Genomic DNA, 18656 nt, shown 5'->3' on the forward strand with positions numbered 1-18656 from the left:
AAGGATATCGGCTGATATCAACAAAGCTTTACAGCTCGCCTTAATATGCTATCGTTTCAAGGAATTAAGTCCAAGAAAATTATCACTTGATGAGTAAATTATTTGTCATAATTCAAGCCAGAATGACATCTAGCCGTCTTCCAGGTAAAGTATTGCTGCCTTTTGGAACTCAGTCAGTGTTAGAAACCATGCTAAAGCGCTTATCACTGCTACAGGAAAATATCATTGTAGCCACTACAAATGATGGTTCCGAAACTCCAATAATTGAGGTGTGCATAAAAAACAAGATCAAATTTTACAAAGGTTCAACAGAGGATGTACTCTCCCGCTACTACGAAGCTGCAGAGTCATTTGGGGCAACAGATAACGATGTCATCGTTAGGCTGACAAGTGACTGTCCTTTCATCGATATAAACTTAGTATTAGCAGCAATAAATAAATTTAAAGCCAATGACCACGACATGGTCTCTCTTGGTCCTCACTCTGGATTTCCAAGAGGGCTAGACACTTGTGTATTCTCATTTTCACTCTTAAAACTGACTCACCAAAAAGCAAGCAATAGGCCTGATAGAGAACACGTAACCCTCGGTATGGCAAAATTCAAAAATATTCAAGTCTATAACATTAGCGCCACTCAAGACTTTAGCCATTACCGAATCACTTTAGACGAACCTGATGACTATAAAATGCTCAACAAGTTGTTCGAATTCTTCAACTACAAAACTGATTTTACATTCGAACAGCTACTAAAGGCGTTACTCACCCGACCTGATATCACAAAAATCAACCAACATGTAGAACAAAAAATTTATTAGCGGCACAAATTTTGCTAATGTTAAACAATAAACTTACTCGAGCATAAAATATGAAAAATGTACTAGTTACAGGCGCATCAGGCTATGTTGGTAGCGTACTAGTCCAACTATTGCTTGAACAGGGTTGTAAAGTAACTGCAATAGATCGATTTTATTTTGGCGATCGGCTACCTCAGCATGAGCGTTTGTCTAAACTAAAACTTGATTGCCGCATACTTACTGCCGATGTGTTCACCGATATAGATGTTGTAATAGATCTAGTTGCTCTCTCAAATGATCCCAGTGGTGAATTATTTCAAAATATTACTTTTGATATAAATCACAAGGCTAGAGCTAACACCGCTAAACTGGCCAAACAACAAGGTGTCAAGCAATACATTTTACCATCAAGTTGCAGTATCTACGGATACCAAGAAGCCCAGGTCGATGAAACATCCAAAACAAATGCACTAACTACATATGCTATAGCAAATGAACGGGCTGAAGCGGATGTGCTAACTTTAGCTGATTCTTCTTTTTGTGTGACAGTACTACGTCAAGCAACGTTATTCGGCTTTAGCCCTAGAATGCGTTTTGATTTAGCTGTTAATGGTATGGCACTTGGGGTATTTAAGAATGGCTATCTCCCCTTAATGCGAGATGGTACCCAAAAACGTCCCATGCTTCATGTGAAAGATACCTCAGAATTGATGTGTTTATTGCTAGATACCCCAACAGAATTAATTAATGGTGAAATCTTCAATGTTGGCGGTAATGAACAAAACTACCAACTTTATGAGCTCGCAGATAGCGTTTGCAAAGTTGCTGAGAATATTTTTAAAACTAAAGTGAGTATAAAGTGGTATGGAGACCCAGACCAACGCAGCTATGAAGTCAACTTTAATAAGATCCAAAGAGTCCTTGGGTGGCAACCCAAATATAGTATCAGCTTTGGTGTAGAAGAAATTATAACTAAGTTGGCAAGTGGGGAATTGGAGGATACCCCAGATACAATTACTCTAGATTGGTATAAATCTCTTATTAAGTGGCATCAAATAGTCAAACAGACTGAGCTGAATGGTAATATTTTACACCTTGATAGGGATTCAGTATGAAAGGATTAGTTTTGGCCGGGGGGACTGGCTCTCGCATGTTTCCTGTCACCCTAGGTATTAATAAACATCTCTTGCCAGTGTTCGATAAGCCGATGATATTTTATCCAATCTCAGTGCTAATGCTGGCTGAAATTAGGGAGATTGGTATTGTATGCCGCGAGATTGATCGTCCTGCATTCGAACGATTACTAGGCGATGGTTCCAATCTAGGTTTAAAAATTGAGTATATAAATCAGTCCAGAGCGGCTGGTATTTCTGACGGAATAAAGCAAGCTAGTGCATTTCTAAGTGACTCAGCTTTTTGTCTAATACTAGGAGACAACTTCTTTTTCGGTCCAGGACTCACACCCCGATTAAAAAATGCAAAAGCAAGTTTCGATAAAGCTACCGCTTTTGCATATGAGGTTAAAAACCCAAGTAGTTTTGGGGTAATATCATACAACCAATTCAACCAAGTTGACTCAATTGAAGAAAAGCCAACGGAACCTAAATCGAACACAGTCGCAACCGGATTATACATGTTTAATAAAAATGCTATTGACCATGTTAAACAACTTAATACCTCTGCGCGTGGTGAGTTAGAAATCACGGACTTACTAAATGTTTATATCGATAGAAATGAATTGTCTGTAGAAGTGTTAGGTCGAGGTTATGCATGGTTAGATATGGGTACTAGTGAAAGTTTGATGGAAGCATCTGTCTTCATACAATCCATTGAAAAACGGCAAGGATTTAAAATAGCATGTCTTGAGGAAATTGCTTTTCAAAAAGGTTGGATTCCAGCATCCATGCTTGAGAGTGCTAGTGTTAAATATGAGAATACTATCTACGGAGAGTACTTATCAAAAGTACTGAGTGATCTGAAATGATACATGTAACCTCACCTTATTTACCCTCTATGAAAAAGTACATCAAGTACATAGAGGGGATCTATGAACGGAAATGGCTTACTAATAACGGTCCTTTAGTCAAAGAACTCACTGCAAGACTTGAAGCATACCTCGGCGTAAAAAACTTATTGCTGGTCTCGAGCGGTACTATGGCCCTTCAAATTGCATTTAGAATAAAGAACTTACAGCAAAAGAACGTTATTTCTACGCCATTTACTTTTCAAGCTACCTATTCAGCTTTGGAGTGGCAAGGAGCCCACGTCGACTTTTGCGATATAGACTCTAAAACATGGAATATGGATCCATATTTGCTCGAAGAACAACTTTCTTCAGGTAAGAAAGTCGACTGCGTTGTGCCTGTACATACATTTGGTAACTCATGTGAACTGGAGCATTTACAGAAACTGCAAGAGAAATATAAGTTCAGCCTTATTTACGATGCAGCCCATGCCCTCACTACGCTGGACGATAAAGGCAAAAGTATCCTAACCTATGGTGATATTAGTTGCTTTAGCTTACACGCGACAAAGCTCTTCCATACAGTTGAAGGGGGCGCGCTTGTTTTTAAAAATGACAGAGAGCTAGAAACTGCAAAGCAGATGATTAACTTTGGGCTCGATGGAGATTTTGCATCAGAACCCGGTATAAATGGAAAGCTAAGTGAGTTTCACGCAGCTATGGGGTTGGCTATACTCGACGACATAGACCTAATTTTATCGCAGCGTAAAAATCAAATTACAACCTATAAATCAAACCTCCGCAACTGCACGGGATATCAAGCTATCAATGCAGAGCACGACATCTGTCCATCATATATGCCTATTTTATTGCACAACGAAAATACTGTTATGAGAATTATTGATAGACTTTTTGAGTTCAACATTTTTCCAAGAAGATATTTTCATCCCGCAATCAATAAAAGTCCTCATTACCAAAAGAGTTACTTAAATGTGACTATGCCAATAGCGGAGGACATTGCTAGTAGGATCTTATGTTTACCGTTGTTTCCTGGGCTAAGCAATGAAAAGATACTACAAATTAGTAACATAATAAAAAGTGAAATGCAATCGACTCTTCAAAGTCCAGGACTAAAAGATTAATTATGAGAGAGATCGTTATCTACGGCGATGGAGCTATGGCGAAAACTATTTTTCCATATATAGCGCAGCTCTATAGGGTAAAATGCTTTACGGTAGAGAGAGCATACAGAACATGCTCAACTCTGTTCGGAGTACCTGTTCATAACTTGGAAGAACTGCCTGAAGGGGATTTTGACTTTGTCATAGCAATAGGCTATGGGCAGTTAAATCAACTCAGAGAACGGTACTTCTCACTAATGCAGAAAAATGGCTACAAGCCCGGGTACTTTTACTGTGCTGAGCAAAAGAAAGCACATCATCTAGAGATTGGTGAGGGTAGTATAGTACTTACACAATCGGCGATACACTACGGTACCAAAATTGGTAAGAATGTGTTTATTTCTTCAGGGGTTAGCATAGGCCACAACTGTACAATTGAGGACAATGTGTGGATTAATTCAGGCGTAACTATCGCGGGGAACACAACAATTGGCAGAAACTCGGTTTTATGCATCAATTCCACTGTAGGAAACGACATAGTTATTGGTCAGGGTAACTTCATTGGCGCAGGTACCTTGATCACAAAAAATACTATCGAATTTGCCGCCTACGCAACTGAACCGACCAAGCCACTCCCGATCCCCTCACACACTTTCATAAAGTTATCCAAAACAACAAGCTGAAAAGACGGATATTTATGTATAGCTAGCAGCCAGTTCAGATAAGTTATTACTGTATTACTGGCTACTTTATATATAATATTTCTCTCTTACTTAAAGGCGTTATTGATTTAAATCATTCAAAGCTGATAGCTCAGCTTCCATACCAGGCCATATAAACGCCATATTCGTATGAGCAATATGAAAAATACTGTGTTCAAGACTGATCTTATCGATGAACTTGGTAACATCTGTATAGATGTCCGAGTTATAATCGTGCCAAACAACCACACCTCCTTCACCAAGCATTTCAAGCGCTTTTTGGGTGTCACTCTCGATTATTTCTGTTTCATGACCGCCGTCAATAAAAATAAGGCCACATTCCTTAGCCAGTTCAGATGTAGAAAAAGTTAGACTATTACAAAGCAATCTAACTATTTTACTTTTAATCTCATCGCCTTCTTTTTCTATACATTTAGCCTGTTGCTCTACACTCTGTTGTCTTAACAAATGGTCAACCTCTTGAGCTTTTGAGTTGAAGCTTTCGTTCCTATAATCCTCATGGGGTATATCCAGCGTATATACAACCCCGTCTTTATCCATATTTCTAGCTAAAAAAACGGACGTATGGCCCATGAAAGTTCCAAATTCAAAGACCTTGCTTGGTCTAATTAATTTAACGAAAGCAAGCAACATTGCAGACTCAAGCAAAGTAAGGCTGCCGATATAGCTTGGCGGCATGAGAAACTCTCCAACAATATTCTCTTCTGGGAAGCTCTCTTCAAGCATCTTAATTAAGACTTTAGGTTTTATCACTGTAACCTGATTGTTCATTCTTGGGTTCCTTAATTAACCTCAAACCAATAGTCTGGATGATGATATTTAAATATATCAGGGTACTTTGCCCTTGCTGTAAAATAATTTCTTTGTGCTAAGAAGTTATCATCGAGGCTACCATACCTTGCGGTAGCAACCCAACGAGACTTTTCAGAACAATTTGCACCGCTTCTATGGAGCAACAAAGCGTCAAACAAAACCATATCTCCAGGTGATACTTCCTGTAACTCAATTGAAGAGTCTTCCAATTGCTTTTCTAAAGTATCTAGGTTTTTGAGTTTGATGTATCGAGAATTATGAAACTGCTTTTTAATTTGATGATTATACTCGACGGGCAATAATTCAGATTTTGGTATCACAACTCTCATTCTCCCCATGTCCCGCTCAACAGGAAGAATGGGTATCCATGCGGTAATAGCGTTTAGCGACAACATATTATAAGGATAATCTTGATGCCATGGTAGGTTAGTTACCTCGCTATTTGGCCGATCTATTCTTAGCACATTACTGTCATCAGCCGACTGTATGTTCTCCGTACCTAACAATGCATAAACCCACCTCATAACGAAGTCTGATGAGATCAACTTCTTAAACACGGGTAAGTCTTTACCAATGGTTAGCAAATATTTAGACCTTTCCGGTGCCAGAGACCGCTCTACCAAGCAGTGTATGTCATCAAGAGACATTCCAAGATCAAACTCTATACCATGTTGCTTCAACACCGATTCAAAGAACTGACGAAGCTTATTCTCAACTTCTTCAATTAACTCTTTTGGAACAGCATTTTTGACAATCACTATGCCCAAATCCCTGTACCGCTCAATCACATCTGATGAACGAAGCTCATCAGATTGAACCTGAAATATCTTATCGATAACCATGATATCAAAGCCCTTACTATTTCTTAGGAAGAAAAAACATTACGCTTTCAGACCAGCCCTCAGTGTAATGCCTAAAACGTAACTTGTATTTATTATTGTTAGATAATACAAACTCAGGGATCTGCCAAAAATGATTTGGATCATGATATACAGAAATCGCCATAACAGGTGTGTCTTTCGTTATATGATCTTTTGCTCCCCTTAATGCTTTTAGATCAAATCCTTCAACGTCTAACTTTATAAAGTTAATACACTCGCTCACAGACTCATCTATCGTCGTTACTTCTGTATTTTTTACACCCGATTCGGAAAAGGAAGAGCATGTAGTACTTAGACTTGAAAATTGTAAGCTTCCACTTTTATCCGATAGGCCTTTTTGTTCTATTACAATATTATCGTATATTGATAAATTTTTTCTTGCTTCTTCTGCATTGCTTTCGTCGGGCTCAAATACGTATATTTTATTAAAATTACCACTACAAAATTCAATGTATCTCTCCGCAGTATCTCCATCAAACCCACCGCCATCCACAAAGGTGCCAAAAGCAGCATCTTTAATAAAATTCTCAAAGTACTGCTTTTCGATGTTCACCTTGAAACCAAGATCTCTGCAGTTATCACCTGTCAGTCTATACCGCATTACTTTACTAAAGCAGGCCTTAGACTCCTCATCTTCTAAGCTCTGAAAGACCCCCATGATTTTAGAGTGGTACTTAGAACAAGTATTGTAGGTATCACGCATGAAGGCAGGAGCGTCCAAAAAATGGTGGAATGCAGAAAAGTGGGCATAGCTAATGATATTAGCTGGCTTTAATTCGCGAGCAAGATTAAATACCGTCTGGGGATAGATAGAGTGAGAACAGTTTATTATATTCATCCCGGGAGGTACTTTTTCTCTAGATAGAATAGGCACTTCATTATAGCTTTGACCGTCCCTTCCATCATCGATGATAAATTCCAATTTAAATAACTCAGATAGCCGCCGAGAGTCTTCATTAAAACCAAAGCAGACTAAGTTTGTATCCAACCCTTCTGGGAGTTTTGAATAATAAGACTGAAGGAATGCCTTAATCCCGTCAAAACTCAACAAACTTTCAAATAACGTATTCACAGACTCCCTCCCAACAAAGATACATCAATCATAAACACTATACACATTTTCGACACTACGATACTGACTAAGCTGGTTTCTAATTTCATGGTGAAAAGAGGAAACGATCAGAACATCGTAACGATCATTTTGCAGAAATACTCTATCAGGCTCACTCACGGTCCAGCCAAACCAGTTATGTCCTGTTTTTGTCCTATCATTATCGCATAGATAACTGACATCAATTCCTTCAAAGTCAATCAGAAACTTCATGGTTCTTAGCGATTCAGATGCACCAAACACCACCACTTTATTACTTGATTCTCTGAGTTTTCTATAATAACAGGGCAATTCACTCGCTATAACATGTTTCGACTTTCTATGGTGCTCAAAGTACTCTTGCGTTGTATTGATAAAATCAATAACGCACCTCTCTGACTCTATTTCTAGCTCCTCAAGGAGAGCTTCCAGCTTGCTCTCAGTGTTAAGCGCATATGTGATCTGATCTTCACTATCTCCATAAGCAATACCATATCTTAGCTTTTCTACAGGTTGCCAATCTTGTTCGCTAATGCCGTCCTCAGGGATAACTATCGGAATACAACCACATAATGCGGCAAACGAGGAGTAAGCTGAATAAAGGTCGTAACAATAAAAATACTTTTTATCATTAAAGATCTCTGCAATTTCATAGTGAGATTTACCATCTATTTTTACTGACTCTGACACATCATGTACGAGTTTACGCCCTCTACCTTTTCGAAGCATATAGCAACTTCCTTCTCTATTTAGTTTATTTTTATTCCTGTATAAACTAGTCATAAAGTATACTACGTAAAGTCTGTGATTTGCCCTGTACATACTGTGATTAAATATTTCCTGAAAATAGAAATAAAGCTCTTGTTCTCCGTACCTTATGTTTTCTGTAAAAAAGCCGGGCTTGTTCAAGTACCACCGTACTACGTTAGGGCATTGAATCGGGTTACCGCTAACAACATCCATATATACAACGATAAAATCATCAAGCTGTTTAGTGCATATATCAGGTGTAATAAAGTCTTTATTTTTAATCAATTTTGACTTTCCATCATGCCATAAATACGCCTCTTCACCTTGAGTATTTAAAAGGTGACAAAGCCTATGCATGGAAATCGAACCGCCCACGTTTTCATCATAGCTAGGGGCGAACACTATATATTTTTTCCTCATTTATCCACTGCTCTTGCGTAAAGTACCGCTTCTGCGCCAGTATCTGTATAATAATCAAAATACATCTCATAATCACAATTAAGGCTATCAATAAAATCAGGTATACTGACTAAATCATCATCTTTATGATAGACACAAATAGCTAGCTTGGGTTTATATTTCAAGATTGTTTCTTTCGCACCTCTAAGTGCATTAAGTTCAGCCCCTTCAATATCCATTTTAATAAAATCAACATGAGTTCCTTTTTGGGCAGTGAATTCATCAATAGTGATTGTTTGAACCGTATCACCTTCGTTACTTGAACATTTCTGGACTGAGGTTGCATTACCATTTTCTGAAAAGCTTAATCGTATGTTACTTTCATCCCATAAGGCGCGCTCAACTAACTCAATAAGATTGCTAAAAGCTTTATTTCGCAACATTGTATTGTTGAATTTTATGATATTTTCTTTTAGAAATTCGAATGAATACACTTTACTAGCACCATAAGCGGTAAAATAAAGCGCAGTGTCTCCATTAGCAGCACCACAGTCCAAGACCACATCCCCATTTTCAATGACTACTCTGTTCTGGTAAGCATACTGCTGAAGTTTAAAATTGATAGTAAACCCGATAGGATCAAAAGGTAGATATACCTCATTTTCATTTACTGAGATCAATTGATATCCATCTGTGTCAACTATGCTCGATAATTCCCGCTCATAAGCATCAAAGCTTTCTATATCGAAAGGTAATCGAGCACCGTACCTTCTGATATAATTGAAGGAAATATAACTGAGATATTTTTCTTTACTAGCTTCATCCCCTAGCTTTTCATAAGCTTTTTCGAAACAATAAATACTATTTACAAAGTAATTGTTCTGATCCAGCAAAAGTAGTGTCGGCTCATACCTAGAAAGATAACTTTTGGTTAACTTTGAGAAAGTTCGCTGTAAATTGTTCATTATAACTTGGAAATAGTGTATGAGTTTTACCCTCGAGCTGACATGAGGTCTAAACCTGTTGACACACGCATTATCAGGTTTTTGTCTAGATTGCCGATTAATTTCTTTGATTAGCTTTAAATGAAAATCAGACATAAATATCTCCAACGAGTTACGGAAACTACCAAAAACGCAGTTTCCTGAAAATATAGCTACTAGCTGAGTTGATTAAAATTCAACCAACCAGAAAGAGAACTCCTCACATAAATTATAATCAATTCAACTCGCTTGATTGACAAACGCCTTTCCAGAGCATGTCAATCATTCCTTACTCTATATCTTATGGAGAAACATGTTTGATTCTTCCACATTTTTACAAACATTATCAACTATATCACTTGCTCATGCTATCATTAGAGGCAAGCTTGAGGAAAGTTACAATCTCTTTAGCGCGTACTTTACGTATAAATTCAAGATGCCAAATTCAGACCATAGCTCTGATCAATTTATAACACCAGAAAATACTGGAATGAAAATTGCTAGGTTGTAGTAAACAATTAAAGGAGCTTTTTATGTCATTTTGTCAAAACTGGGATCAACTTTACCGCAGTAATCAGCACATGTCCGTTTGGCCATGGAGCGAAATTGTGAGCGGAGCTCTGCGCAACACTAAGCTACGCGAGGGCAATCCAGACTTTACTATTTTGGAAGTCGGATGTGGTGCTGGCGCAAACTTTCCCTTTTTTCTAAGTTATTGTCCCAACGTTTATGCTATTGATGGCAGCGATTTCATTATTGGTGAGCTGAAACAAAGATTCACTAACATTTCAAATAATCTGTATGTGGGTGACTTTACACAACCCTGGCCCTTTCAAACACAGTTCGACTTAATCGTCGACCGGGGCGCATCCGTACACAATCCAGCCAGTAGCATTCAGCGCTACCTAGATGAGGCTTACGATAAGCTTAAGCCTGGCGGTGTATTACTGATCACTGACTGGTTTAGCACTGAGCACTCTGATTATGCTAAAGCGCCTGAGTCGGTCGATGAATATACTAAAACAGGCTACACTTGGGGACCATTTGCAGGTGTTGGAAACGTCAATTTCTTTAACGCAGACCTCATCCACCAGCTAGTATCGCGATTTGAAATTGTGTCACTCAGTCACGCTCAGTCTAGCGAGTACGGCAGCGATGGAGTACATGCTGCTTGGAGTATGGTACTGAAAAAGCCAACTCATGAAGAATAAGTTTACTCTTGAGCGTTGTGAGCTGGACCATCACTGGGACAGCTTTATCGCCACATCTCCCCATGGTAGTCCGTTTATTCATAGCCAGTTTATTGCGCTGCTGGGTGTGAAGTATCACGCCTATTATTGCTGTAAAGGCAAGGAAAAAATAGCCGCTGTGCTACTGATCGTAGATGAAAGCGAAACTCAGGTCATCGGCCACCATGATGTTATCCATGACGGCATAGCGCATCGCAATATCAGTCACCTTAATCGTGCCCAGGGCCACTCCGAGTTGTTCGCAGCGCAAGAATATATTGCCGAGTACCTCACAGAGCACTACACTCAGGTGCAGCTCAAATTGCACCCGGCCATTAAAGATATTCGTGCCTTTTTGTGGATCAATTATCATAATGACGGCCCTATGTTTGCTGCTGTGCCGCGCTATACTTCTATACTTGAACTCGATGAATTTAACACCACAGAAGTAGAACTTGAACAGTCTGATAACTACAGCAATAGCTCAGTATCAAGGCGTCAGGAGATACGCTATGGCATTAAAAAAGGAGTAACACTCCAGCCGTCACAAGACTTTGATTTGTTCGCTCAATATTATGGGTTGACCATGGCGCGTCAGGGAATTGAGGTCGATGGTAGGCAATTGTCGTCACTAGCACTAAGAATAAAGAGCTTAGCTGAACAGGGGCTGCTATGTATGTATCAAGCACAAACTCAGGACCAAAAAATCGGTAGTTTTGCGACCTATTTAATTCATCAAGATACTGCTTACTATTTTTACGGCGCAAACCACCCAGACATGCGCGATAGCCATACTGGGACGGCTGTTTTGTGGCAAGCCTTCCCGCTACTAGCGCAAAAAGGTATCTCGCGATTGGATTTAGAGGGGATTAACAGTCCGCAGAGGGGCTGGTTCAAATTGAGTTTCGGTGGCAATATCGAACCATATTTTCATATCAGGCTTGGCTAACACAGGCCGACGCTTAACTCGCGTCGGCTGCCCGCATAATTGACTCATAAGCCTCAATCAATACCTCAGCCTGACGCCAGCATTTTCCACTGAAACGACCCGAAACAACGACGTTGTCGACGCAGTTTATCAATGTCTCGTAGTTCTGCTGATTAACGGCCTGAAACTCTGTTGTTGGAACTGGAAAAGTGTTATTGATCACTTGAGTATGACCGCTTACAAGCTTCGCTTCTGGGTCAACAATCCCCATCGCCTTGAGTTGCTTGATAATCTCCGCTTCTGTAAAGGAACTTACTTCATCAGGACTGCACAAAATCTCCGCAGATATGTGATGATGTGTGCTTCGACCAATTAAGTTTGGATATAACGTCAAACGAAAAATAGCGCAGTCTGGATCCCAAACCCAAAGATAATGGGAATTTCTATCTAGTAAAGGACGGTCAAAATTTAGGTGAAAAATCAGCGCAGTTCGCAAGGTAATTTGGCCTCTGGAAGGCGTCAGCCCCATTGCACTCAAGGCAATGAAAGGTGGAGCACTCCAGAATAAAAAGTCACACTTTAACACTCGTTCAGTATTAGCTAACACCAAGTTGGTAACCTTATTGTTGCGATGCACTATTTGCGTAACTCGCTCTGAAGTAATGATTTCTACTCCTGCTTGTTCAACCTGCTGTTGCAGTTGCGTTACCCAGTAGCCAATCCCCTCCCCTGTGGTTGGATAGTAGTAGGTCACCTCACTGAGGTTATCTTGCACCTTACGTTTTTGAAAGTCAGATTCACGCTGGTATCCAAGCTTAGCATCAAATGCTGGTAACTGCTTGAGGTTCGCAGTCACATTTGCAGGTAATGCAAGAATGCGTGTAAATCCAAACAGCCCCGCCGCCATTGTTAACTCCTTCAGTGGCGCATCCTTACCATAGAGCTTTTCTAAAATAGGCAGCACAATACTTTCAGTAAAAACAACGCCTAAGGAGTCTACACAATAATCGTAAATCAGGTCAGTATCCGGTAGTTCTGTACAATTGATCAGTTCACCGCAGCCACTTAAGTAAGTCTCTTTTGGTAACTTAGTCGCATCAGGAAATGGACTGTTCAAATCCCAACTACCGCCGAAGAAGTTTCCTGAGCGTAGTCTAGATATTTTATTCCAACTGCCACTATCGGCATCCGAAAACAAAATCTTATCAAGCTCTTCTATTCCAGTAGCATTAGGTATATGCGAACCCATATCATAAGCAGCACCAGAGCTATCTTTCACGGAACAAAACAAACCACCAACGGTTTCTGCCTGTTCAATCAGTACCACATTGGTAAAGCGTCGTTTTAACAGTAAAGCTGCGACCAGACCACATATACCTCCCCCAACGACTACCGCTTGACTATTTGCCATCATGACTCCTCCCTAGGAGATAACATTTTTAGTAGCGCATGCCCCTCAAGTTTACTGATTGCAGTTGCAAACTCCGTAACCGGTTGACTGTACTTACGTGCAATATCTATCGTGTCATGTTCCCCGTCGCTGTAGCAAAGTAACATCTTGATATGATTTAGTTCATCCAGTTGGCGGGTTCGCTCTTCACTAAAAAAACTGAGAGTTGGGTATAAATCACGACTACCCAAATTGGGCTCACCATAAGGATGCGTGTTTTCAAACCGCGCGCTTTGCTCAAAGGCTAGGAAGATCTTTTCCAGTTTGTCTATGCTATCTAATAACGGCTTGATCCCCATATATTCTTTGTTATCTAATGATGTATGGTATTCTTTGTAACCTGTGTGGAAACTGCGGCTGACGCAACAAACTGGAAACTGGAACCCAGGGGCATTATACTGACGCTCATCAGAGCCACTCAGTGGTGTGAACGGAATATTGCTATGGCCATATCCTTCTTCGCTAAGATGATAAAGCAGCTTATCTAATAACCCATTATCATTTCGACTGTGCTTAAACACTAGCTCCCGTGGACTTCCGCCCAAGCAATTCAGTACAAGCCCTGAAACTAAGTTTTGGCGGAAATGATTTTGCATTACATGTAACATCCCCAAACTTCCAATGGTCTCGGGGTGAAGCGCAAAACGATATGAGTAGCGGCGCTTTGGCCATTGCTTTATTCGATGATAAAGCCCAAGCAACACCAGAGGACCACTAAGCTCATTGTTCGCCATAGAGGGGTGACATAGATAAGAGCTAAGTAGCACTTCCTGTTTAGATTGCCCTGCAAGCAGCGTGTGCTCGATATCTAAATGACCGTCCACAAATTTGCTTTTAATTACAGCTCGATACTGACCAGCCTTTAATTCGTCTCTACGTGTCTGGCTCAGGCAAAAGCCCCAACGCTTTTTATAATAACTAGTAACATAGGGAACAGCTTCTGGTAATTCAGGTAAGCTATACAGGTGAGGCTGGAGTTCTTCTAGCGTTAAGATCTTATCTACTGGCTCAGAATAATTAACAACTTCAAGGTTAAACCGTTTTATGTCAGCAATACGTTCGCCGTCAGGGCCCACCAAGTAAGCCTCATCACAGTGCCACTCCTGAGGGGCCTGCCAGTCAAATAAAGCAGTACCAGTTGGAATAGATAGTCTCTCCAATGGCATATATCGTCCAAAAATGTCGTAACTTTGTCTGAGCCCAGGCCCTGTGATAGACCTTAAGATTGGAAACAACTCGTCATAAAGGTCACTGTAAAATTGCTCACTTTCTTCGTAGTGCACTACTGCAACTCCTTTCCTAGATCACATTTTTCAGTGTAATGATCACAAAAATGAGTATAAATTTCCTTGATATAACTCATCCAAAGCTGATTCAGCCTTTCATATTGTGCTAAACAAAAAGTTTCATCTTCGTATGTATAAAGTAAGGTTATCATCGGACAGTGATAATACAGTAGCGACCCTTTTACCAAGTGAAATAGGTGTCCCAGAATAGAGTCTCGATATGCAAACAAATAGCGTGATTGACGTCTTAGCTGATCCGCTGCTTCTTGCCTAGACTTCACGGGTTCTGACGCTATCTCACAAATATGCAAAACAAGTTCATTAAGGCTATCTAGTGCAATAAATTCGTCACTTACATCATCAAGATTAAATACATCAAAGCAATCAGACTTAATTAACTCTACAGTTTCAGTAATATCATAATCTTCTTCAATATCGAGTAAGTCATCTGCTTTTACTGGTAGTGCCTTTTCAATTTTAGCGCCGCTCCCGATATTTAAACATGTATTGACATCATAATAATTAAGCAGCTTTTCTAGTTGGGCATGAGCGATCATAAATAGATCGTTTGATACAACGGTACCACCGAGGTTACCTTCTAAAGTGTGGCCCTGTATCTCCAAGTGAGCGTGGCCTAAAGATTCATCATCGCCATTATTAGGCCTGTAAATACTGTCTTTACTGTGATGAGCACCTCTTGGGTCTTTTCCATTATCAACGCCAAATAGGTACACATTTCTAAACCCTAAATACAAGGCAAATGATAAAGCGGTATTCGCAACAACTGGATTACTATACGGGATTTTTGGCAAAGTCTGTGACATATAACGCAATGCGATAATGTCCATCATCGAAGTACCAGCCTCAGAGCCTTTCGCAGCGATGCCAGCCCATTTGTATCTTTTATTTGTATCTGGGTATAAGGTGCTTAACCCGATTAGATTGGTATTTTGATAAACCTCTGGTGGAACAATATCACCAAAGATTTTGTAATTTGAATATGGCCTTTCTACTAAAACGTGGAAATCAACTGGGATCCCCTTTCTATACAAAGTGGCGATCGATGTGCCTGCAGCAATTACAATTGCTTTTTTGTGATTGCGCTTAATAAAATCTTCAGCTTCATCTAACGAAGGACCATTGCCTATAATGAAAACAGGTGTGTCTTTATTTAAGCTTGTGCTTGCTTTGGTAAGCCATGCCGCTTTGTTTCTAACATGGTGAATGCTGTGAGCTAATCCTGTCACGGCGTCATTGTAAAACCCGTGTCCAAACTGAAAGCGGAAATAATCCTTCGCCCATTGTTGAATAAGCACATTCAATCGTGCATCTGGTGTGTGCTGATAACAAAAGCTTCTAACAAGAGCAAATGCACCAACATCTTCCGCTATTTTTTCAATGTCTCGGATAAACGTACTGTGGTCAACTCCCAAGTGAAAAAATAAGCATCCACCCTGCTCGTCAATATCTGAAATAATCTGGTACCAGTCGGTACAAAATAGGCTCGCAAAAAACTGCTCAAAGTCGGGCTCTATTAGGAAAGTATAATCAAACTGAGTCCGTTCAAACAATAATGGGATGTGATACCCCAAACCAATACCAAAAATAATTGCTGTTGGGAAATGTTCAGGTAAATTAGTTAGTTTTTCTTCGCCTTGGTTTCGAATATCAACCATCAAATTAGTCAGTTCGGTCATATAACGGACATGCAGGCGATCATCTTCTTGATTTTGACCGTATCCGGTATAATCAGTAAGACTTAGTACAGGTTTACTGAGCTGCTTCTCAACTTGAGTTTGGGTTTGTTCTATCGGTGACTGAGAATAAATTGGCGCTGTGCAGCCCTTTGGAATAAAGTTACCATGCCCTGATGCAGTCACGTGCAGACAAAAGTCTTCACGAACATGATACTCCTTGATGGTCTGTGCAATACTGGGGAAATATTTTTCGAAACTTTTTAAATTTAGATTAAAACGTTCGTTAGCTTCTTCAGCAAACTTGGCTTCTTTAGCCTGATGAGCAGCGGTATCCGAAAGTTGCTCACTCAGAGACTCTAATTGTTGTGATAAGGGGTCTTTGTTCATACATTTGCCGGTGTCGTATTAAATATTTTTATACGCTTTGATCTTTTTTTTATTGCCAATAACTTGTGATAGTTCTTTTGCAACAGCGCTTTTTTCCTGCTGCAACTGGCTCATTATTGATTGGATATGATTGAATATGACTAAAGCCGATTGTTGAGCTTGTTCTGAATCAGCTAACACATCAGCTGTTAATGTTGTCCGGAGCTGTTTGTCTATCTGAATGAAAAGACATTGAGCCTCTTCCAACTCACCTGCCTGACAAGCAGCATCCAGCTTATTGAGGGTTGCTTCTATGTGAGCTAACTCAGCCGACATTAGCATCCGCGCCGTTAGCATCCAGTGTCTGCTTACGTACATCAATTGGAATCGCGTCCCAAGCAGACTTGATTTCCTTCAGCAAATTCGATACTTCATCAACTATAGCGGGGTCATTTTGCATGCTAGCATCTAACAACCTGTCTAACATGTATGAATAGAGGGCATACAGATTTTCTGTTACTTCGCCACCAACTTCAAAGTCTAAGCTTCCACGAAGTGCTTCAATGATGGCTGAAGCCTTAGAAATATGTTCTGCTTTGGCTTCGAGGTGACGCTTTTCAATAGATACCTTTGCAAGTACCATTTTTTCAACGGCACCAGCCATCAACATTTGAATTATTTCATAACGGTCTGCACCTGCAACTCTCGTTTTCAATGCTTCTCTTTGGTAATTTTTGACTCGGGCGTTATACATATCACATGCCTCTTAGTTTACTTAGATTTAGTGAAGCCAGGTAAATTTGCTAATTGAGCACCTAAATAGGACTGTGTTTGTTGCATTTGAGCAATCAACACGTCTAGACCAGCATATTTTTGACGTAACCCTTCTTCCATCGATTTCATTCGATATTCATGATTCAGGACGTCATCTTCTAAATCATCTAACTGGCTATTTAAGCTCGTCTCACGTTGCTTCAATATGCCTTTAGAATCGACGTAATTACCTAGCAACTCTTCAAGTTGTTTAGCTACACCGTTATCACCTGCAAAAGCCTTGCCAATATCATCGTAGTTATCGTCCATAGCTTCATTAAGACTTCTTACCAGTGAAGATTTTTCAAGATATCCATCTTTTTTAACGCCTAGGCCAATATCAAAAATGGAACCAAATGGACCTGCGTCTGTAAGCTCTGACGATAGAGTCGATATCATCTGGTCGCTCAATGTCCTCATTGAGGAGTCACCGTTTAACGGTCTACCAACTCGAGTGTGAAGACCAATAGTGCCAATCAAATTATTATAATTTGCAATAAACTCGTCAATCATTTTGCTAATAGATTCACGATCGTAATCAATATTTAATTTAGCTGTCGCATAACCATCAGTATCGTTACCTTCACTAACTTCAAGGGCTCTAATCGTCATGTCTTGCACCGCATCCTTGAATGTGTTGCTATCACTTGTCACTTCAAGGCCATCAACAGTAATAATTGCGTTTTGCGCAGCTTGAACTGTTGTCATTCCACCAGCACCACCACCAGATGCAGTTGTGCTGATTGCATCAAGCTCTGCAGTATCCGAAGTTATCGTTAAGTCGTTATTGTCGCCGGTGACATTGGAAGTAAGTACAAGCTTGGAACCAACATTACCCGTATTCACGATATTCGCGGTTATCCCGAAATTAGACTCAGAAGAGTTTATTGCGTCTCTGAGTTCAGCAAGTGTCATTCCCGCTGTCACATCTAAATCAAATGACTTATCTGGCCCAGCTCCGAACGAAAGTGTACCTCCGGATGCACTAACGACCGCATCAGTCGATGCAAATGCGTCGTCTGCTGAAATGATTCGGCTACCCTCTGCCAATTGTTTGACGGCAACTTTAAAGTTTCCTACGGATATATCTGATGTTGGAGTAACGCTGATTATATCTCCGCCACTAGGTTGGGTAATGTTTGCTACTCGCTTACCAAAGTTGTCAGGATCTGCAAGCTTCGCCATCGTATCTTTGAGTTTAGAGATTGCTGACTTTAACTCACCAACCGCAGATAACTCCACTTTTAAAGAGTCTTCTTTTTTGGCAAACGCTTGTAACTTAGGAACATTTTCAGCATCAATTGTCGCTTTAATGATGCTTTCTAAGTCAAGCCCCGAGCCTATACCCGCAGATGTAATTAATGGCATACA

At 40.1% G+C, this 18656-nt stretch carries 18 protein-coding genes; 7 read left to right on the plus strand and 11 right to left on the minus strand.

Going from position 1 to position 18656, the window contains the following annotated elements; translation table 11 throughout:
* Positions 1-89 precede the first annotated feature (89 nt).
* Genes ABMY45_RS10330 through ABMY45_RS10350 form a run of 5 tightly spaced genes read left to right on the plus strand, consistent with a single transcriptional unit; the run spans position 90 to position 4561 of the window.
* On the plus strand, positions 90-815 hold the full coding sequence (locus ABMY45_RS10330) for a glycosyltransferase family protein (protein ID WP_102056474.1): 726 nt from the start codon (positions 90-92) through the stop codon (positions 813-815).
* A gap of 50 nt (positions 816-865) precedes the next feature.
* Positions 866-1909 (plus strand): SDR family oxidoreductase, encoded by a 1044-nt coding sequence (locus tag ABMY45_RS10335; RefSeq protein ID WP_349288847.1) that lies wholly within the window; start codon positions 866-868, stop codon positions 1907-1909.
* Entirely contained in the window at positions 1906-2778 is an 873-nt protein-coding gene (locus tag ABMY45_RS10340) for a sugar phosphate nucleotidyltransferase (RefSeq protein WP_349288848.1), read from the plus strand. The genes ABMY45_RS10335 and ABMY45_RS10340 overlap by 4 nt, the downstream gene beginning before the upstream one ends.
* Positions 2779-2807: 29 nt before the next feature.
* Complete coding sequence (locus ABMY45_RS10345; protein ID WP_349288849.1) at positions 2808-3899, plus strand: DegT/DnrJ/EryC1/StrS family aminotransferase; 1092 nt, start codon at positions 2808-2810, stop codon at positions 3897-3899.
* 2 nt (positions 3900-3901) lie between these two features.
* Entirely contained in the window at positions 3902-4561 is a 660-nt protein-coding gene (locus tag ABMY45_RS10350; RefSeq protein WP_308373840.1) for a hypothetical protein, read from the plus strand.
* Between the two features lie 99 nt (positions 4562-4660).
* Here ABMY45_RS10350 and ABMY45_RS10355 read toward each other — a convergent pair whose 3' ends face one another.
* The 5 genes from ABMY45_RS10355 to ABMY45_RS10375 form a co-directional block, all read right to left on the minus strand.
* On the minus strand, positions 4661-5371 hold the full coding sequence (locus ABMY45_RS10355) for a class I SAM-dependent methyltransferase (protein WP_308373841.1): 711 nt from the start codon (positions 5369-5371) through the stop codon (positions 4661-4663).
* Positions 5372-5382: 11 nt separating this feature from the next.
* Entirely contained in the window at positions 5383-6255 is an 873-nt protein-coding gene (locus ABMY45_RS10360; RefSeq protein ID WP_349288850.1) for a phytanoyl-CoA dioxygenase family protein, read from the minus strand.
* Positions 6256-6271: 16 nt separating this feature from the next.
* Positions 6272-7366, minus strand: a complete 1095-nt coding sequence (locus ABMY45_RS10365) for an FkbM family methyltransferase (RefSeq protein ID WP_308373843.1) — start codon at positions 7364-7366, stop codon at positions 6272-6274.
* A 24-nt stretch (positions 7367-7390) separates the two neighbouring features.
* Complete coding sequence (locus tag ABMY45_RS10370) at positions 7391-8113, minus strand: hypothetical protein (RefSeq protein ID WP_349288851.1); 723 nt, start codon at positions 8111-8113, stop codon at positions 7391-7393.
* Positions 8114-8550: 437 nt separating this feature from the next.
* A complete protein-coding gene (locus ABMY45_RS10375; protein ID WP_102056467.1) occupies positions 8551-9633 on the minus strand; it encodes an FkbM family methyltransferase in 1083 nt (360 codons plus the stop codon).
* Positions 9634-10049: 416 nt separating this feature from the next.
* On the opposite strand from ABMY45_RS10375, the gene ABMY45_RS10380 reads away from it, so the two are divergent.
* Together ABMY45_RS10380 and ABMY45_RS10385 are read left to right on the plus strand one after the other, a co-directional pair.
* Positions 10050-10727, plus strand: coding sequence for a class I SAM-dependent methyltransferase (locus ABMY45_RS10380; RefSeq protein WP_102056465.1), 678 nt, complete (start codon positions 10050-10052; stop codon positions 10725-10727).
* Positions 10717-11694: a GNAT family N-acetyltransferase gene (locus ABMY45_RS10385; RefSeq protein WP_102056464.1), complete on the plus strand. Its 978-nt coding sequence runs from the start codon at positions 10717-10719 to the stop codon at positions 11692-11694. Before ABMY45_RS10380 ends, ABMY45_RS10385 begins: the two co-directional genes overlap by 11 nt.
* Before the next feature lie 13 nt (positions 11695-11707).
* Here the strand turns inward: ABMY45_RS10385 and ABMY45_RS10390 are convergent, their stop codons facing one another.
* The 6 genes from ABMY45_RS10390 to fliD are packed head-to-tail and all read right to left on the minus strand — an operon-like array spanning position 11708 to position 18653.
* Complete coding sequence (locus tag ABMY45_RS10390; protein ID WP_349288852.1) at positions 11708-13087, minus strand: FAD-dependent oxidoreductase; 1380 nt, start codon at positions 13085-13087, stop codon at positions 11708-11710.
* A complete protein-coding gene (locus ABMY45_RS10395) occupies positions 13084-14406 on the minus strand; it encodes a DUF4910 domain-containing protein (RefSeq protein ID WP_349288853.1) in 1323 nt (440 codons plus the stop codon). Before ABMY45_RS10395 ends, ABMY45_RS10390 begins: the two co-directional genes overlap by 4 nt.
* Positions 14406-16493, minus strand: a complete 2088-nt coding sequence (locus ABMY45_RS10400) for a 6-hydroxymethylpterin diphosphokinase MptE-like protein (RefSeq protein ID WP_349288854.1) — start codon at positions 16491-16493, stop codon at positions 14406-14408. Before ABMY45_RS10400 ends, ABMY45_RS10395 begins: the two co-directional genes overlap by 1 nt.
* Positions 16494-16511: 18 nt before the next feature.
* Entirely contained in the window at positions 16512-16808 is a 297-nt protein-coding gene (locus tag ABMY45_RS10405; RefSeq protein ID WP_010606314.1) for a hypothetical protein, read from the minus strand.
* Complete coding sequence (gene fliS, locus ABMY45_RS10410) at positions 16798-17226, minus strand: flagellar export chaperone FliS (protein WP_010369245.1); 429 nt, start codon at positions 17224-17226, stop codon at positions 16798-16800. The genes ABMY45_RS10405 and fliS overlap by 11 nt, the downstream gene beginning before the upstream one ends.
* A gap of 17 nt (positions 17227-17243) precedes the next feature.
* Complete coding sequence (gene fliD / locus ABMY45_RS10415) at positions 17244-18653, minus strand: flagellar filament capping protein FliD (RefSeq protein ID WP_010369248.1); 1410 nt, start codon at positions 18651-18653, stop codon at positions 17244-17246.
* Positions 18654-18656: the final 3 nt, after the last annotated feature.

Origin of the sequence: Pseudoalteromonas sp. XMcav11-Q (assembly GCF_040104525.1) — a bacterium.
Lineage (GTDB): Bacteria > Pseudomonadota > Gammaproteobacteria > Enterobacterales > Alteromonadaceae > Pseudoalteromonas.

Bases quoted from the DNA above. Each gene is read 5' to 3' on its own strand.
- ABMY45_RS10330 (WP_102056474.1), top strand. From the start codon at position 90: ATGAGTAAATTATTTGTCATAATTCAAGCCAGAATGACATCTAGCCGT.
- ABMY45_RS10335 (WP_349288847.1), top strand. From the start codon at position 866: ATGAAAAATGTACTAGTTACAGGCGCATCAGGCTATGTTGGTAGCGTA.
- ABMY45_RS10340 (WP_349288848.1), top strand. From the start codon at position 1,906: ATGAAAGGATTAGTTTTGGCCGGGGGGACTGGCTCTCGCATGTTTCCT.
- ABMY45_RS10345 (WP_349288849.1), top strand. From the start codon at position 2,808: ATGAAAAAGTACATCAAGTACATAGAGGGGATCTATGAACGGAAATGG.
- ABMY45_RS10350 (WP_308373840.1), top strand. From the start codon at position 3,902: ATGAGAGAGATCGTTATCTACGGCGATGGAGCTATGGCGAAAACTATT.
- ABMY45_RS10355 (WP_308373841.1), bottom strand. From the start codon at position 5,371: ATGAACAATCAGGTTACAGTGATAAAACCTAAAGTCTTAATTAAGATG.
- ABMY45_RS10360 (WP_349288850.1), bottom strand. From the start codon at position 6,255: ATGGTTATCGATAAGATATTTCAGGTTCAATCTGATGAGCTTCGTTCA.
- ABMY45_RS10370 (WP_349288851.1), bottom strand. From the start codon at position 8,113: ATGCTTCGAAAAGGTAGAGGGCGTAAACTCGTACATGATGTGTCAGAG.
- ABMY45_RS10375 (WP_102056467.1), bottom strand. From the start codon at position 9,633: ATGTCTGATTTTCATTTAAAGCTAATCAAAGAAATTAATCGGCAATCT.
- ABMY45_RS10380 (WP_102056465.1), top strand. From the start codon at position 10,050: ATGTCATTTTGTCAAAACTGGGATCAACTTTACCGCAGTAATCAGCAC.
- ABMY45_RS10385 (WP_102056464.1), top strand. From the start codon at position 10,717: ATGAAGAATAAGTTTACTCTTGAGCGTTGTGAGCTGGACCATCACTGG.
- ABMY45_RS10390 (WP_349288852.1), bottom strand. From the start codon at position 13,087: ATGATGGCAAATAGTCAAGCGGTAGTCGTTGGGGGAGGTATATGTGGT.
- ABMY45_RS10400 (WP_349288854.1), bottom strand. From the start codon at position 16,493: ATGAACAAAGACCCCTTATCACAACAATTAGAGTCTCTGAGTGAGCAA.
- ABMY45_RS10405 (WP_010606314.1), bottom strand. From the start codon at position 16,808: ATGTCGGCTGAGTTAGCTCACATAGAAGCAACCCTCAATAAGCTGGAT.
- fliS (WP_010369245.1), bottom strand. From the start codon at position 17,226: ATGTATAACGCCCGAGTCAAAAATTACCAAAGAGAAGCATTGAAAACG.
- fliD (WP_010369248.1), bottom strand. From the start codon at position 18,653: ATGCCATTAATTACATCTGCGGGTATAGGCTCGGGGCTTGACTTAGAA.